The organism is Acinetobacter thutiue, from assembly GCF_030385805.1.
GTDB classification, from domain to species: Bacteria; Pseudomonadota; Gammaproteobacteria; order Pseudomonadales; family Moraxellaceae; genus Acinetobacter; species Acinetobacter corruptisaponis.
Map to the genome: position 1 here is coordinate 88,183 of NZ_JAUDZE010000007.1, position 15,791 is coordinate 103,973.

At 45.6% G+C, this 15,791-nt stretch carries 16 protein-coding genes, 1 pseudogene and 1 riboswitch; of the genes and pseudogenes, 8 read left to right on the forward strand and 9 right to left on the reverse strand.

Going from position 1 to position 15,791, the window contains the following annotated elements:
• The first annotated feature begins 3 nt into the window (after positions 1–3).
• Entirely contained in the window at positions 4–279 is a 276-nt protein-coding gene (locus QTA56_RS13670; RefSeq protein WP_267981544.1) for an oxidative damage protection protein, read from the forward strand.
• A gap of 433 nt (positions 280–712) precedes the next feature.
• Here the strand turns inward: QTA56_RS13670 and phoU are convergent, their stop codons facing one another.
• Positions 713–1,435: a phosphate signaling complex protein PhoU gene (gene phoU / locus QTA56_RS13675; protein ID WP_267981545.1), complete on the reverse strand. Its 723-nt coding sequence runs from the start codon at positions 1,433–1,435 to the stop codon at positions 713–715.
• 137 nt (positions 1,436–1,572) lie between these two features.
• Positions 1,573–1,706: riboswitch (TPP riboswitch) on the forward strand.
• 89 nt (positions 1,707–1,795) lie between these two features.
• Here phoU and thiC point away from each other — a divergent pair.
• The 5 genes from thiC to gluQRS all read left to right on the forward strand — a co-directional run bounded on the left by thiC (position 1,796) and on the right by gluQRS (position 7,150).
• Positions 1,796–3,691: a phosphomethylpyrimidine synthase ThiC gene (gene thiC, locus QTA56_RS13680; protein WP_267981547.1), complete on the forward strand. Its 1,896-nt coding sequence runs from the start codon at positions 1,796–1,798 to the stop codon at positions 3,689–3,691.
• A gap of 75 nt (positions 3,692–3,766) precedes the next feature.
• Complete coding sequence (locus tag QTA56_RS13685) at positions 3,767–4,375, forward strand: NUDIX domain-containing protein (protein ID WP_267981549.1); 609 nt, start codon at positions 3,767–3,769, stop codon at positions 4,373–4,375.
• Between the two features lie 24 nt (positions 4,376–4,399).
• Positions 4,400–5,215, forward strand: a complete 816-nt coding sequence (gene cpdA, locus QTA56_RS13690; RefSeq protein ID WP_267981551.1) for a 3',5'-cyclic-AMP phosphodiesterase — start codon at positions 4,400–4,402, stop codon at positions 5,213–5,215.
• Positions 5,216–5,672: 457 nt separating this feature from the next.
• Positions 5,673–6,206 (forward strand): RNA polymerase-binding protein DksA, encoded by a 534-nt coding sequence (dksA, locus tag QTA56_RS13695; protein WP_267981553.1) that lies wholly within the window; start codon positions 5,673–5,675, stop codon positions 6,204–6,206.
• A gap of 11 nt (positions 6,207–6,217) precedes the next feature.
• On the forward strand, positions 6,218–7,150 hold the full coding sequence (gluQRS, locus tag QTA56_RS13700) for a tRNA glutamyl-Q(34) synthetase GluQRS (protein WP_411956106.1): 933 nt from the start codon (positions 6,218–6,220) through the stop codon (positions 7,148–7,150).
• Between the two features lie 59 nt (positions 7,151–7,209).
• Here gluQRS and ftsW read toward each other — a convergent pair whose 3' ends face one another.
• The 8 genes and pseudogenes from ftsW to QTA56_RS13740 form a co-directional block, all read right to left on the reverse strand.
• On the reverse strand, positions 7,210–8,403 hold the full coding sequence (ftsW, locus tag QTA56_RS13705; protein ID WP_267981555.1) for a putative lipid II flippase FtsW: 1,194 nt from the start codon (positions 8,401–8,403) through the stop codon (positions 7,210–7,212).
• A 10-nt stretch (positions 8,404–8,413) separates the two neighbouring features.
• Positions 8,414–9,772 carry a UDP-N-acetylmuramoyl-L-alanine--D-glutamate ligase gene (gene murD, locus QTA56_RS13710; RefSeq protein ID WP_267981557.1) on the reverse strand — a complete coding sequence of 453 codons (1,359 nt, stop codon included), beginning with the start codon at positions 9,770–9,772 and terminating at the stop codon, positions 8,414–8,416.
• A gap of 130 nt (positions 9,773–9,902) precedes the next feature.
• Entirely contained in the window at positions 9,903–10,193 is a 291-nt protein-coding gene (locus QTA56_RS13715; RefSeq protein ID WP_267981558.1) for a hypothetical protein, read from the reverse strand.
• A gap of 156 nt (positions 10,194–10,349) precedes the next feature.
• A pseudogene (locus QTA56_RS13720) lies at positions 10,350–10,613 on the reverse strand (hypothetical protein); the annotation flags it as partial.
• Positions 10,614–10,634: 21 nt separating this feature from the next.
• A complete protein-coding gene (locus tag QTA56_RS13725; protein WP_267981560.1) occupies positions 10,635–11,165 on the reverse strand; it encodes a mechanosensitive ion channel family protein in 531 nt (176 codons plus the stop codon).
• A 178-nt stretch (positions 11,166–11,343) separates the two neighbouring features.
• Entirely contained in the window at positions 11,344–11,598 is a 255-nt protein-coding gene (locus QTA56_RS13730) for a DUF6587 family protein (protein ID WP_267981561.1), read from the reverse strand.
• Between the two features lie 55 nt (positions 11,599–11,653).
• On the reverse strand, positions 11,654–13,507 hold the full coding sequence (feoB, locus tag QTA56_RS13735) for a ferrous iron transporter B (protein WP_267981568.1): 1,854 nt from the start codon (positions 13,505–13,507) through the stop codon (positions 11,654–11,656).
• Positions 13,504–13,764, reverse strand: coding sequence for a FeoA family protein (locus QTA56_RS13740; RefSeq protein ID WP_267981570.1), 261 nt, complete (start codon positions 13,762–13,764; stop codon positions 13,504–13,506). The genes feoB and QTA56_RS13740 overlap by 4 nt, the downstream gene beginning before the upstream one ends.
• Positions 13,765–13,912: 148 nt before the next feature.
• Between QTA56_RS13740 and xerD the strand changes: the two genes are divergently transcribed.
• Both xerD and QTA56_RS13750 read left to right on the forward strand, forming a co-directional pair.
• Positions 13,913–14,833 carry a site-specific tyrosine recombinase XerD gene (xerD, locus tag QTA56_RS13745; RefSeq protein ID WP_267981571.1) on the forward strand — a complete coding sequence of 307 codons (921 nt, stop codon included), beginning with the start codon at positions 13,913–13,915 and terminating at the stop codon, positions 14,831–14,833.
• Positions 14,834–14,966: 133 nt separating this feature from the next.
• Positions 14,967–15,782 carry a DsbC family protein gene (locus tag QTA56_RS13750; RefSeq protein ID WP_267981572.1) on the forward strand — a complete coding sequence of 272 codons (816 nt, stop codon included), beginning with the start codon at positions 14,967–14,969 and terminating at the stop codon, positions 15,780–15,782.
• The last annotated feature ends 9 nt before the right edge of the window (positions 15,783–15,791 follow it).

Genomic DNA, 15,791 nt, shown 5'->3' on the forward strand with positions numbered 1-15,791 from the left:
ATGATGACTAGACAAGTATTTTGCCGTAAGTACAAACAGGAACTTGAGGGCTTGGACTTTGCACCATTTCCAGGCGCGAAAGGTCAGGAGTTTTTTGAAACTGTTTCAAAACAGGCCTGGCAGGAATGGTTAAAGCATCAAACCACACTCATCAATGAAAAACGCTTGAATGTGTTTGAACCTGACGCGAAAAAATTTCTTGAAGAACAACGTGAGAAGTTCTTTGATAATGATGACAGCGTTGAAAAAGCTGAGGGGTGGAAGCCTGAAGAAAACTAAAGCAACGCTTTAGTTTTCTGCAAGACAAGGACGAAGTCCGCGTAGGCTACAATTAAAAAGAATCACTTACGCAAGACGAGAAGCTATGCTTCGAGTGCAAGGATAAGCAAACTAAAACCTCGTTTTTAAGGCTCTGCTAGCAACGATTATCACTAGGCAAGAACGCACCAAAGAGAGCTGATTTTCAGCTCTCTTTTTACGTGACATTTACACAAGTAATAAAGCCTTACACAGTATACACAGTTGTCTACATGACACTTGAGGGGAATATACTTATAGTGAGTCTAAGAAAGATAAAGAGATACATTGATATCTCACATAACGCATGATATTTCTCTCCCAGACTTTTCCCCCGAAGTCTGGGATTTTTTTATCTGGACTTTTTCCAATAAAAAACCACTGATCATTCAGTGGTTAATATTAATTCCTGAAATTATTTTTGATTTACTTTCTGCTCAATTTCTTCAATGCTGGTATGGCGCACATCCATTCCCTTAGCCATATAAATCACCTGCTCGGAAATGTTACGCGCGTGGTCACCAATCCGCTCCAATGAACGCAGTACCCACATCACATTGATAACACGGGAAATATGACGTGGATCTTCAATCATATAGGTCATCAAAGTACGTGTTGCCGACTGGTATTCACGGTCAATATCCACATCCGCCATGACTACCTTTAAGGCCTGATCCACATCCAGACGAGCAAAAGCATCCAGCGCATCATGAATCATCACCCGAACCTGATTACCAATATGGCGTGTTTCCATGTAACCACGTGGAGACTCTCCCTCTTCACACAGGTTTTGGGCAATACGCGCAATTTTTGCCGCTTCATCACCAATACGCTCAAGGTCGGTATTGGCCTTGCTCATCGCAATCACCATACGCAAGTCAATCGCTGCTGGGTGACGGCGTGCCAGAATCAGGGTTAAACCCTCATCAATATCTCGTTCAAGCTGATTGACGGTATTGTCCTTGAACTGAACATCAATTGCCAGGTTTGCGTCGGTATCAAGCAAGGCATGAATTGCATTGGCAACCTGTTGCTCGACCAAACCACCCATGGTCATAAACTTGGTATGCACAGCTTGTAAGTCTTCATTAAATTGTGAAGAAATATGGTGACTTAACACAGGATTACTTGGACTCACAGTATGCCTCCACTAGACACATGGAAAATGATGGGTGATTAAAACACAGCAATCATGAAAGTTTTATGACAATAACATGCGCATTGTAGAATGGTGTGAATTGATACAACAAAAACCTAAAAATCTGGTAGTCTAGCCCTAGCTTGACGGAGCGCAGTTAACAAACTGCTGAGATTGTCTTAACCCTATTTTTTATCATAAGGATTTAAGGACAAGTACCGTTGAACCTGATCAGGTTAACACCTGCGTAGGAATCAAGCCCAGCAAAAACCCAGCCCAGTTTTATCCATTTTTCAGGATAAATCCGCCAGCGTTTTTGGTCGTGCTTGATTCGTTAATGTTTTCCATAAGGATCATGCCATGAACCAGTTAACGAATCTTTCCCCTGCTGACATTTCTGCCCAACATGAGCAGGATGCTAAAGATTTAACCCGTATTCTACCTGCCTCCAAAAAAGTTTACGTCGAGGGTTCCCGCCCCGACATTCAGGTTCCATTCCGTGAAATCAGCCTCACTGACACCCCAACAGGTTTGGGTGGTGAGCACAACCCACCTGTGATGGTTTATGACACTTCGGGCGTTTACACCGATCCAAACATACGGATTGACTTAAATCAAGGCTTACCCTCAGTTCGCCAAACATGGATTGAGGAACGTAACGATACCGATGTGCTTGCAGGCCTCAGTTCCGAGTTTGGACAAGCCCGCTTAAAAGATATCCGTACCGCTGACATTCGTTTTGCCCACATTCAGAATCCACGCCGTGCTCAAGCGGGCAAAAACGTGACGCAAATGCATTATGCCAAGCAAGGCATGATTACCCCTGAAATGGAATATATTGCCATTCGTGAAAACCAGCGCCAGCGTAATGATGTGGATATGCGTCAACACGCAGGGCAAAACTTCGGTGCACAAAATTTAAGGGAAATCACCCCTGAGTTTGTTCGTCAGGAAGTGGCTGCGGGCCGCGCCATCATCCCAGCCAACATTAACCATCCAGAATGTGAACCGATGATTATTGGTCGTAATTTTCTGGTAAAAATCAATGCCAATATCGGTAACTCTGCACTCGGTTCATCCATTGATGAAGAAGTGGCAAAGATGACCTGGGCAACCCGTTGGGGTGCCGATACCATCATGGACCTATCGACAGGGAAAAACATCCATGAGACCCGTGAATGGATTATCCGCAACTCACCTGTTCCAATCGGCACAGTACCCATCTATCAGGCTTTGGAAAAAGTCGATGGTGTGGCCGAAGACCTCACATGGGAAATCTTTAAGGACACCTTGATTGAACAGGCCGAGCAAGGTGTGGATTACTTCACCATCCATGCAGGCGTACTACTGCGCTACGTGCCAATGACTGCCAATCGTCTGACAGGCATCGTGTCGCGTGGTGGTTCGATTATGGCGCAATGGTGTCTGGCTCATCATAAGGAAAATTTCCTCTACACGCACTTTGATGAAATCTGTGAAATCATGAAAGCCTATGACGTATCATTTAGCTTGGGTGATGGGTTGCGTCCTGGCTGTATTCAGGATGCCAATGACGAAGCGCAGTTCAGCGAACTCAAAACGTTAGGTGAACTGACACATCGCGCCTGGGAACATGATGTACAGGTGATGATTGAGGGTCCCGGTCATGTGCCAATGCATATGATCAAGGAGAATATGGACCTACAACTGGAAGTGTGCAAGGAAGCGCCATTCTATACACTGGGGCCATTAACGACTGATATTGCACCAGGTTATGACCATATCACCTCGGCGATTGGTGCCGCGATGATTGGCTGGTATGGTACTGCCATGCTCTGTTATGTCACACCAAAAGAGCATTTAGGTCTACCCAACAAGAAAGATGTCAAGGATGGGATTATCACCTACAAGATTGCGGCGCATGCGGCGGACCTGGCAAAGGGCCATCCAGGCGCACAGGTGCGTGACAACGCACTGTCCAAGGCACGTTTTGAGTTCCGTTGGGATGACCAGTTTAACCTGAGTCTGGACCCAGATACGGCACGCAGCATGCATGATGAAACCCTGCCAAAAGAGGCGCATAAGTCAGCCCATTTCTGCTCCATGTGCGGACCAAAATTCTGCTCCATGAAGATCACCCAGAATGTGCGAGATTATGCGCAAAATCAACACAATGCCAATCAGTCAAATGATGCGGAAAAAGATGTTGAAGCAGGTCTCAGTGCCATGAAAACCGCTTATCAGGAACATGGTCAAAAATTGTACCACAAGGTGTGAATCGACTAAAAAAAGATTTTCCCGCGAATCATTCTCGGTTAGGATGAGATATGTACAATCTCATCCTGATTGAAGATGAATATTCTTGACCACGCCAGCTATTCAGCATCAGACGTAACGATAGAATCCCGAGAGCCGATCTTTCGGGGATTCATTCAAGTTGAGAAAGTGAGCTTTCGGCACCGACTGTTTAATCAGCCAGACTACTCACCCGTGATTGAGCGTGAGCTGATTCATCGTCCAGAAGCCGCTGGTGTCTTGCTTTATAATGACCAACAACAACGCTTTGCACTGATTGAGCAGTTTCGGGTCGGTGCATTGAATGATGCCGACTCGGCATGGCAGCTTGAAATCATTGCAGGCGTGCTGGATGGAGATGAAGCACCAGAAGACTGTATCCGTCGGGAAAGCCTGGAAGAATCGGGTTGTGAGGTTCAGCAACTACAGCATTTATTTAGTTTTTACCCCTCTGCGGGGGCATGCTCTGAATTTTTTCACTTGTATGCGGCAGAAGTAGAATTACCAAAAATGGGGGGCATCTTTGGGATGCCAGATGAAGGGGAGAACATCCAGCTTCATTTATTTGACTATTCAGAACTAGGCACTTTACTTAAGAATGGGCGTTTGAGAAATGCACCTGTGATTATGGCATTGCAGTGGCTGGCTCAACACTTACAACAATGATAAGAATCTGAGGGGCTACAGACGGTGACTTTCCAGGTCTCAGCGTTATCGCAAAATGATTTTGTGATGATACAGATTACTGATACCCACTTACTGGAGTATCCGCATCTGGAGTTTGTCGGGATGCATCCCGAGCAAAGCTTTCATGCAGTAATCGACTTGATGCGCCAACAGCACCCCCATATTGACCTGATTGTGCATACAGGTGATCTGGCCCAGAATCCGACACCAGTGACCTACAATCGCTATCTACAACATATGCAGAGTCTGGGTATTCCTTTCTTCCACACCCCAGGTAATCATGATGACGTTGCGCATTTCCCTTTCCATGAAAGCGACCAGACACAGGCAACAGTGGTTGAGCTTGGCAAATGGTGCATCATTTTATTGAACAGTGCACAGCCACAACGTATTGATGGAAAAATCGCGGATGGTCAGTTAGAGCAGTTGACCAAACTATTGGAACAGCTAAAAGACCGCTATGTGGTCATTGCCTGTCATCACCATCCCTTTGCAATGCAGTCGGCCTGGATTGACCAGCATAAATTAAAGAATTCTTCTGACCTGCTGGACGCCATACAGCCCTTTTCCAATGTAAAGGCGATTGTCTGCGGTCATGTGCATCAGGATTCCATTCATAGCTGGCAGGGTGTCGATTTTTTATCAACCCCCTCCACCTGTATTCAATTCAAGCCAAAAAGCGACAAGTTTGCCCTGGATGAGGAACATCCTGGTTACCGTTATATCTGCCTTAAGGCCAATGGAGAGCTGGAAACACAGGTCTATCGGCTTACAAGCTCACAACGGATGAGTAGCTCAGAAGTTTTGGGATATGATTAGGGTCTGTTGACATTTCACAGATGCTTGCGACAGAGGACATTTTTTAGACGATACAAGGCATGTTTTGCGAAACTTAGTGACTCTAAGTAAGCAAGACATAACGCAGTAACGGCAAAAAATGTCCCTGTCCCGTAGGGTTATGGCTAAAACTGCCTCAAACTTCGTTATGAAACTTGACAAGGGAATCGCCATTGCCTACGTTTCATGCCTTGTTTGAGTTGTTTTAGCCTATAACGCAAGGCATGGTTGAAATATCAACAGACCCTATAACTTTGATTACACATCACATCCACGATTTCTCACGAAATCTAGACAGGAATGACTACCATCTTGTCTAAAAACTCTATATGATGACGGCCCCTGATGGAAAAAACCATCTTCGGTTTGTATAAAAACACTTGCATATCACCATATTTTTTGCGTATAGATAGTACGTGTATGATGAGGAATGCCCTATATGGCGAATGACAACCAAAATCAAGTCCTGGACGAACAGACAGAAGTGATTGACGATCAAAAAGCGCCTGCAAAACGTGTGCGTAAAACCAAGCCCAAGTCTACAGAAAGTGGAACCACTGCAAGCTTGTTTGGTATCGCACCTTATCAGCCAAAGAAAAACGAAGAATATATGTCTGAAGGACAGCTTGAGCATTTCCGTCAAATTTTAAATGCATGGAAAGCCGAGTTAATGTCTGAAGTTGACCGTACCCTGAACACCATGCAGGATGAATCAACCGCACTGCCTGATGTCAATGACCGAGCAACACAGGAAGAAGAGTTTGCGATTGAGTTGCGTACCCGTGACCGTGAGCGTAAATTGATTCGTAAAATCGAACAGTCGATTGAGGCGATCCAGAACGAAGACTATGGCTTCTGTGAAACCTGTGGTATCGAGATTGGCCTGCGTCGCCTGGAAGCACGTCCAACGGCAACGCTCTGTATTGATTGCAAAACTTTGGCAGAAATCAAAGAAAAGCAAAACAACGGATAATTTTGACAACCGTGTTAAGCCATGAAGCGAAGCACAGCTTCGCTCTTGCGCAGCGGCAAAGCGATGCTTTGCTTAATCGCCGCTCATACATTGGACGTTTTGCCCCCTCTCCCACAGGTCCACTGCACTTTGGGTCCCTGCTTACCGCAGTCGCAAGCTATTGCGATGCCAAAGCCAATCATGGCAAATGGCTGGTTCGCATTGAAGACACCGACATTCCACGCATTTATCCCCATAGTGAAGCCCACATTCTCTCCTGTATTGATGCATTTCAGTTTGAACCTGATGCCGAAATCATTTTTCAAAAAGATCGTTTAGAGCTTTATGAACAGGTGCTTGAACAGCTTAAACAAATCCAGGCGGTTTATGCCTGTCAATGCACACGTAAAATGCTGGGTTCCAATCATATCTATGCAGGTACTTGTCGTGACCTGCATCTTGATTTCAGCCAGCAGGCGATTCGTCTAAAGGTCGCTGATCAGCTCATTTGTTTTGATGACCGCTTACAGGGACAACAGTGCTCAAATCTACAGCATGAACTTGGTGATTTTGTGTTAAAACGCCGAGATGGCATTATTAGCTACCAATTGGCTGTCGTAGTCGATGACTATTTACAGGGGATTACCCATGTGGTGCGTGGCGCAGACCTACTGGATAACACAGCACGACAAATCTGGCTGGGTTCCCTGTTAAATTATCCAATTTTAAGCTATATGCATTTACCCCTCGCCATGAATGATCAGGGACAAAAACTGTCAAAGCAGAATATGGCACAGGCATTAGATACCTCCAAAGCTCCAGAACTGCTACAGCAGGCGATTTTAGCGCTAGGTCAGCCTGATGTTGAACTTGACCAGCCCCGAATCATGCTCAAACAGGCGGTGCAACAATGGAATGTTGCTTTAATTCCAAAAGGTATTCATTTGGCTGGAATATATCTATAGGGAATAAAAAAGCCCTATGCATGGCAAAGGGCTTCTGTAAAACTTTCAAGCTTGATTAACTAGAAGTTTGATTCTTCTTTTACTGGATTTAACTCTTGCGTTGATGCATCAATTTTCAAAATTAGACTGATCATGGCTGCACACATCATCAATGACGTGCCACCATAACTAATGAATGGCAGTGTCAAACCCTTGGTTGGCATCAGACCCATATTCATGCCTGCATTCACCAGAATCTGTAGCAGGAAAATAATGCTGATGCCATAGGCCAAATAGCCTGCACGCAGGTAGTTATGTTGCAATGCACGGTGACCAATACGAATACAGCATGCCAGCATGGTAAATGACAGCACCATCACAATGGTCACGCCAACAAAACCAAACTCCTCACCCAGAACTGCCAACATAAAGTCGGTATGTGCTTCTGGGAGATAGGACAGCTTCTGGACACTGTGTCCCAATCCCGTGCCAAACCATTCACCACGTCCAAATGCCATCAACGCATTGGAAAGCTGGTAGCCAACGCCCAATGGATCAGCCCAGGGATTGGTAAATGAAATCAGGCGCTGAAAACGGAAAGGCTCAAACAGGATCAGGGCCGTCACACCCGCAACAATTGCCCCCAGCATAATCAGGAACTGTGTTGCTGGCGCACCTGCCAGAAAAAATACACCCACCATCATCAAGACAATCACGACGGTGGCTCCCAAGTCAGGTTCAGCCACAATGAAGCCAACGGTTAGGGCCATGACACCACTCAGGCGCAGCAAACCTTTCCAGTGTGTTCGCACCTCTTTGGCACGGCGAACCACATAGTCAGCGGTAAAAATTGCCATCACAATCTTGGCAATCTCTGTAGGCTGCAAGGTAAAGCCACCTACCTTAATCCAGCGGTGTGCCCCATTCACTTCAGAACCCACAACCAGTACAGCGAGCAGTAAGACGATGGTAATCAACCATAACGGGAACGCATTTTTAAACCACAGATTCAGGGAGACCCGATAGGTTAAAAATGCCACCACTGCCGCAACCACAATTGAGATGCCGTGACGGATGAGGAAATAGAATGGATTCTCATGAATATATTCCGCATAGGGCATCGAGGCCGACGCCACCATCACTGAACCGAAACACAGCAAGGAAATCACACAAAAAATCAGGATATTGCGCGCCGTCATTTCAGCTGGAAACTTGGGCAAACGACTCAATAGCTGTGCAATTTTTTGTGTGGTATTTTGGGCTAAATCAGCCATAACGCTATCCCTAGTTTTTATTTTCATTCAAGGCATTTACACATGCCACGAACTGGTGTCCACGATCATTATAGCTTTTAAACATATCAAAACTGGCGCATGCTGGCGAGAGTAAAACCACATCCTCCGCCTGTGTTGCCTGCTGGGCCAATTCCACCGCCTGCTTTAGGCTATTGGCATGCTGGATGATGGTGGTTCCCTGAATGGCCTGTTCAATCACTGCCGCATCCTCACCAATCAGAATCACGCTCTTGACATATTTCTGGATTGCATCGCGTAATGGCTTGAAATCCTGTCCCTTGCCCTGCCCACCAAGAATCAGTGCCAGCTTGCCTTTCTTAACCTCAATCGCAGCACCCAGACCATCAATCGCAGCCAGCGTCGCTCCCACATTGGTTCCCTTGGAATCGTTGTAATAGCGCACCCCATCGACTGTTTTGACATATTCACAGCGATGTTCCAGCCCCTTAAACGTTTTTAGGGTTTCAAGCATGGATTGCATTGGCAAGCCAACTGCCTCACCCAATGCCAGACAGGCCAGTGCATTGGCAACGTTGTGCATTCCCTGAATATACATTTCGGAAGTTTTAAGTAACCGTTCACGTCCACGCGCCAACCACATGCTGCCATCTGCATCTCGCAACACACCATATTGATTCAGGTCAGGCGCATTGAGACCAAAGCTTTGCATCGGCGTCACATCTGGAACCAACGGGCGGCTTAGGTTGTCATCACGGTTATACACCACTTTTTTCACGCCCTGAAAAATACGGTGCTTGGCCTTATGGTAACCCAGCATATTGCCATGACGATCCAGGTGGTCTTCACTCATGTTCAACACCACAGCCACTTCTGCATTCAGGTGTGAGGTTGTTTCAAGCTGAAAGCTGGACAGTTCCAGTACAATCAACTCAGGTTGATCTTTCAGTAAATCCAGTGCAGGACGGCCAAGGTTACCACCCACAGCCACTTTTTTGCCTGCATCCTGCGCCATCAAGCCAACCAGTGTGGTCACGGTACTTTTTGCATTTGAACCTGTAATTGCAATAATTGGAACTTCTGTTGCGCGACGTAACAGTTGGATATCACCCATAACAGCAATACCCTGCTCAATGGCCTGCTGGATTTCGGGTAGCTGCGGCGCAAGGCCTGGACTTAGGATAATTTCTTCTGCTTGTTGTAAAAGTTCTGAATCGAGTTTCCCAAAGCTGGTTTTCACTCCAGCGGGAATCTGGTCATGTCCAGGGGGAGTTTCCCGAGAATCCGTAACTGCAACCTGGTAGCCTTGTTCATGTAAAAAGTTAACCGCCGACACACCTGAAATACCCAGGCCTGCCACGACTTTCAATCCACCACGTTGTATTAACATTTTCGTTCCATTTTTGCAGTTCACAGAATGGCAAAAATGTTAGCACTTTACTGTTTTAAATGCTTTTTCAGTTTTGGTTTTATTCAGGCTTTTTTGTGTCAGTGCGTAAAAGCCAGACTGGATATACAGATCAAAATGGAATAAAGACCACAATCAACCATAACCCCAATGCCAGATACATCAGCCAGTCAATTTTCCTGGGTTTGATTCCCTTTATTTTTAGCTCAATCACCTCAGGACGAAACCATAAATAGATGAAACATAAGATAGAACCGATCCAGTTTATTCCAGCCCGATAAGGTGTACCCTCCTCCCCTAGTCCTAATAGAAAGATAATGGTGACCAAGACCATAAATCCAGCCAGAATAATTTTATGCTTAAGGCTTAATGATGTTTCTTCAGTGGCTTCAATCTGGTTCATATATTCTTTTATAATTCCCTATATTCTCTAAATGATTAAGCTTCAGCCCTACCCAAGAACAACATCATTGTTAAATATCATGCTTTTGCATTGAGAACATGATACAAATTTAGAGCCTTACCATAAATGACAGTAAGACTCTATTCACATTCAATGTTATGGATTAAGTGGTTGCTGCACGACAATATTTTGTGTCGGGGCAGGGGCAATAAATCCAGCCTTACCAAGAACATCCTGAATGACATAGTTGGTATCAAAATACACTTGCCAATAATGGTCATTATGGGTGTATGGGCGTACCGCAATAATTGTCCCAATTAAATTCAGCTCCAGCACTTCCACATCCACCGCGGGCTCAACCAGAACGTTAGGAATTTTGGCAATCGCTTCTTTTAACAAAATGGCTGCCTGTTTAGGGTCAGTACTTGCAGAAAGTTGTGCCTACAACTCAACACGGCGATAGGCATTATGGGAGAAATTCTGGATATTGTCCGATAAGATTTTATTATTGCCTACAATCGTCTGGATATTATCCATAGTATTTATAGTCGTAGCAAATAATCCAATTTCAGTGACAGTGCCTATTTCACCACCCGCCTGAATAAAATCCCCCACCTTAAATGGCTGTAAGATAATCAGAAATACGCCAGCAGCCAGATTTGCCAGCAGTCCAGACCATGCCAAACCGATCGCCACGCCTGTAGCTGCAAACAGGGCTGCGAACGTTGTGGTTTGGATACCAAAATAACCCAGAATCCCAATAACCAGCAGAATATTCAGGGTAATATTTAAGATGGATAAACCATAGCGGGTCAAGGTTGCATCCAGATTTCGATGCACAGACAGTTTACGCAGTTGGTTAATTGCAAAATTAATGAGCCACCGCGCAATGATCCAGAGTGCCAATGCACCCAATACTTTCCAGATCAATGCGGTAATAAATGCCAGCAATGCGGCGCTATTAAAAGTCAAATGGAACTTGCATGATTGTTATCCTTTTATATGTTGGATACTAAATTTTAGTTAAATTTATTTCATAAATGTACAAAACAAACATTTTTATTCTTATACAGGTCTTTAAAAAATATAGCAACTGAGCCTGTTTACATTTCCAGAATATCAACAGGCTCAAACAAGTGAGTGTATTCACTTAACGCCATTTTACCGCCTGAACCGTTTCTTTTTTATTTTGTGGTTCATTCGCGTCTGTTGAGCAACCACAGCCTCCAGCACAACCCACCACCATTTTAGGTTTTAACCATGTGGCCAGACGCTGCCAGCCTAAACGCTGGCATAGTTTCGACAACGCCAGAAATGCCGCATTCGCTGTTTGAGGAAATACTTTCCTAAATACCACCACAGCACTCCACAGCACCAATACAGCAATAATCAAGTACTCAAACATAAGCATCTCTCCAATGACTCCCTCCCTTTGTTAAAGGGAGGTCAGGTGGGATTTCCTACCCCCAAATGCGTGATGCAATTTGGTAGGTAAAGAAAGACATTAAATAGGCCAATCCAAACAGATAAGCGGTCATCACCGCCACATGCTTCCATGAACCCGTTTCACGGCGTACCGTTGCCAATGTTGCCAGACAATGCGGCGCATAGATAAACCACACCAGCAAAGACAAACCTGTTGCCAATGACCAACCAGAACCATCAGCACTGATCAAATGCGCTAGACCTTGTGCCACCGCATCATCATCCGCACCAGACAGTGCATAGACGGTACCCAGTGCAGCCACCACCACTTCACGGGCCGCCATCGCTGGGATCAAGGCGATACAGATTTGCCAGTTAAAGCCAATCGGGGCAAAAATAGGCTGGATCACATGCCCTAGCATCCCTGCAAAACTGTAGTCAATTGCAGGTTGGGTTGCACCCTCTGGTGCCTGCGGAAAAGTACATAGGAACCACAGCAAAATCGACAGGGCAAAGATAATGCCACCGACACGTTTCATAAAGATTTTGCCGCGATCCAGCAGTCCAATCCCGACACTTTTCAGATCTGGAATACGGTAACTTGGCAACTCAAGCAGCAAGGCATGTTGTGATTTGTCCTTTTGCAGGAATTTCATCACGATGGAAACACAAAGCGCGCTGACAATACCTGACATATACAGGCCAAACAATACCAGACCTTGCAGGTTAAAAATGCCCCACACAGTTTGCTCTGGAATAAAGGCAGCAATCAGCAAGGCATATACGGGTAACCGTGCTGAGCAGGTCATCAGCGGTGCCACCATAATCGTGGTAAAACGATCACGAGGATCACTGATACTGCGTGTTGCCATAATTCCAGGCACGGCACAGGCAAAGCTTGAAAGCAATGGAATAAAGGCGCGCCCACTCAGACCAGCCTTGAACATCAACTTGTCTAATAGGAACGCTGCCCGTGGCAAGTAACCTGATTCTTCCAGTACCAGAATAAAGAAGAATAAGATCAGGATTTGTGGCAGGAACACCACCACACCACCAGCTCCTGCAATAATGCCATCCACGACCAGACTTTGCAGCAATGGCTGGGAAATGTGTTGTCCCAGGGTTTCTCCAAGCCAGCCAAACAGACTTTCAATCCCATCCATGAATGGTGCAGCCCAGGCAAAGACCGCCTGAAAGACGATAAACATCATCACAGCCAAACTAATCAAGCCCAGCACTGGATGCAGGAAAATCTTATCAAGAAAATCTGTACGCTTATCTTCCTGATCAACGAAATTCACAACATCCCTGAAAATCATTTCAATTTTCTGATGGTGTCCACCTTTCAAACCACTGAGCTCTGTTTGTGGAACCTTGTATTTCTCCTGGTCAAGCGCATGTAATAGGTTTTCAATGCCTGTGTTACGGACTGCTACAGTCTCGACCACGGGTACGCCCAAACGTTCTGACAATTTCTGGGTATTGATCTGGATGCCACGGCGACGTGCCTCATCCATCATGTTCAACACCACCAGTATTGGTCTGCCCAGCTCAATGATTTCCAGCACCAAGCCCAAATGCAACTTTAAGTTGGTTGCATCCACCACGCATAAAAAGGCATCCTGCTGCCCCTCTTCCGCGATCTTGCCCTGACAGACATCACGGGTGATTTCCTCATCTGGACTGGTGGCCTGTAAGCTATAGGTTCCTGGCAAATCCAGGACACGAACACTACGCCCCGATGGTAACTGGAAATGTCCGACCTTACGCTCAACCGTTACCCCTGCATAGTTGGCAACCTTTTGGCGGGTTCCTGTCAGGTGGTTGAATAAAGAGGTTTTACCACAGTTTGGATTCCCCACAAGGGCAACACGTAACGCATCACTCATGCAGGTGCTCCTTCAAGTTGAATTTCAATTTTCTCGGCTTCAAGCTTGCGTAATGCAAAACGGGTAAAGCCAATCTGGATTAGAATCGGATCGCCACCAAAAACACCTTTGGTAATCACCTGCACCTGAGTGCCTGGCACAAAGCCCAAACTCTCTAAACGCACCGCTACAAGATCTGGCTGTCCAGTCTCATCGACCAGGCGATTCACCTTGGTGATTACCGCCGTTTGCTTGACTTTTAATGCTGACAATCGCACCGCTTCTAACCCTTAACTCTTTTGTTCTAGTATACAGATAAATGAGAATAATTACCAAAAACAATATCAATGGCGTTTAGCTTTGTCACAGATCGACAACACAAAATTTTTCTTTTACAGTGCAGATGAATCAAGGACACTGGCTGTTATGTTAAATAAAAAACCTCGTATTCCCGCTGCGGTCACCATTCCAGAACACCTGAGTTTTTTACAGGGTTTTCGTGACTATCTGGTGGCGCAAACCGTAAGCCCCCATACCCGTAACGCCTATCTCTCTGACCTGATTCAGTGCAGCGAATTACACACATCGGTTTCATTACCACAATGGTCAAGTGATGACATTGCCGATGTGCTGATTGCGCTGACCAAGGCAGGTAAAAGTCCCCGTTCAATTGCGCGTTGCCTATCGGCACTGAGACAGTTCTATAAATTTTTAAGGGAACAGAAGCTGAGGGATGACAACCCTGTTGCCACCCATCAATCCCCTAAAATTGGTCGGGCATTGCCAAAGGATTTATCAGAACAGGATGTTGAATCGCTGATTAATGCGCCTGACACTGACACCGCCCTAGGCCTACGTGACCGTGCCATGCTGGAAGTGCTGTATGCCTGCGGCTTACGTGTCTCTGAGTTGCTCAATTTACGCATGGAACTGATCAATTTAAAGCAGGGCTTTTTACGCATCACAGGCAAGGGCAATAAAGAGCGTCTTGTTCCACTCGGACAATATGCCTGTGACTGGATTGAAAAATATCTGGTTGAATCACGTCCGCAGCTCTACAAGAGCAGTACCGATTATCTGTTTCTCACCCAACACGGTGGCATTATGAGCCGCCAGAACTTTTGGTACGCGATTAAACGCTATGCGCTACAGGCCAATATTCAGGCGGAGTTATCACCGCATACCCTGCGCCATGCCTTTGCCACTCATCTTCTTAATCACGGCGCGGATTTACGTGTGGTGCAAATGCTGCTTGGGCATAGTGACCTCTCCACCACCCAGATTTATACCCACGTTGCTCAACACCGTATGCAGGAACTGCATGGCAAATACCATCCACGGGGATAAAACCACCACTTGTCCAAGATTGGGATAAAATTTGATTTCGTTCACAATGCATCAGCAAGATTTAACGAAGTCATGGCATTTTTTTGTTATGCTAAGCCCCTGAATATATGAATATGAACAAAAAAGGTTCTTTATGTTGTTTACCCGTTCCAAGCTTGTACTTGCATGTACATTAGCATCGACATTATTGGTAAGTGCTTGCTCAAAAGAAAACTCAACACAAAAACAAGATGCCCTGACAGCGAGTGCACCTGCAACAGGTGAAGCATCAACCTTAAATGAACGCAATGCCCAGCAACGTCTGGTTTCAACCCTGGAAAAGCATTTTAAAACCGCCAATATCAATGCCAAAATTTTGGCGGTGAAAAAAACCGAAGTGCCCAACTTATACTGGGTGAGTCTGGAAGGTATGGGTTCGGTCTATGCCACAGTTGATGGTAAATATATCTTTCAAGGTGATGTAATTCGCTTAGGTGAGAAGCAACTGCACAATGTCAGTGAAGCATTTCAAGCGACCGAGAATAAAAAACATTTGGCTACACTAAAAACAGAAGACCTGATTGTTTATCCAGCACAGGGCGGTAAAGCCAAGCATGTGATTTATGTGTTTACCGATTCAAGCTGCCCATACTGCCACAAACTGCATGAACATCTTGCAGAGATTACGGCCAAAGGTATTGAAGTGCGTTACATCGCATGGCCTCGCGGTGAGCAGTTTATGCCAACCATGACCGCGATCTGGTGTAGTGAAGACCGTAAGGCCGCCTTTGATCAGGCGGTTCAGGGTTTACCTGTCCTTGCTGGAGAATGTAAAAACCCTGTACGTGACCAATATCAACTGGGCCTCAACATGGGCGTAAATGGCACCCCAGCAATTTACAATGTTGAGGGTGAATATCTGGGTGGCTATATGACCCCAGAGGAAATTATTAAACGTTTAGACAAATAATCCATAAAA

Bases quoted from the DNA above. Each gene is read 5' to 3' on its own strand.
- QTA56_RS13670 (WP_267981544.1), top strand. From the start codon at position 4: ATGACTAGACAAGTATTTTGCCGTAAGTACAAACAGGAACTTGAGGGC.
- thiC (WP_267981547.1), top strand. From the start codon at position 1,796: ATGAACCAGTTAACGAATCTTTCCCCTGCTGACATTTCTGCCCAACAT.
- QTA56_RS13685 (WP_267981549.1), top strand. From the start codon at position 3,767: ATGAATATTCTTGACCACGCCAGCTATTCAGCATCAGACGTAACGATA.
- dksA (WP_267981553.1), top strand. From the start codon at position 5,673: ATGGCGAATGACAACCAAAATCAAGTCCTGGACGAACAGACAGAAGTG.
- ftsW (WP_267981555.1), bottom strand. From the start codon at position 8,403: ATGGCTGATTTAGCCCAAAATACCACACAAAAAATTGCACAGCTATTG.
- murD (WP_267981557.1), bottom strand. From the start codon at position 9,772: ATGTTAATACAACGTGGTGGATTGAAAGTCGTGGCAGGCCTGGGTATT.
- QTA56_RS13715 (WP_267981558.1), bottom strand. From the start codon at position 10,193: ATGAACCAGATTGAAGCCACTGAAGAAACATCATTAAGCCTTAAGCAT.
- QTA56_RS13730 (WP_267981561.1), bottom strand. From the start codon at position 11,598: ATGTTTGAGTACTTGATTATTGCTGTATTGGTGCTGTGGAGTGCTGTG.
- feoB (WP_267981568.1), bottom strand. From the start codon at position 13,507: ATGAGTGATGCGTTACGTGTTGCCCTTGTGGGGAATCCAAACTGTGGT.
- xerD (WP_267981571.1), top strand. From the start codon at position 13,913: ATGTTAAATAAAAAACCTCGTATTCCCGCTGCGGTCACCATTCCAGAA.
- QTA56_RS13750 (WP_267981572.1), top strand. From the start codon at position 14,967: ATGTTGTTTACCCGTTCCAAGCTTGTACTTGCATGTACATTAGCATCG.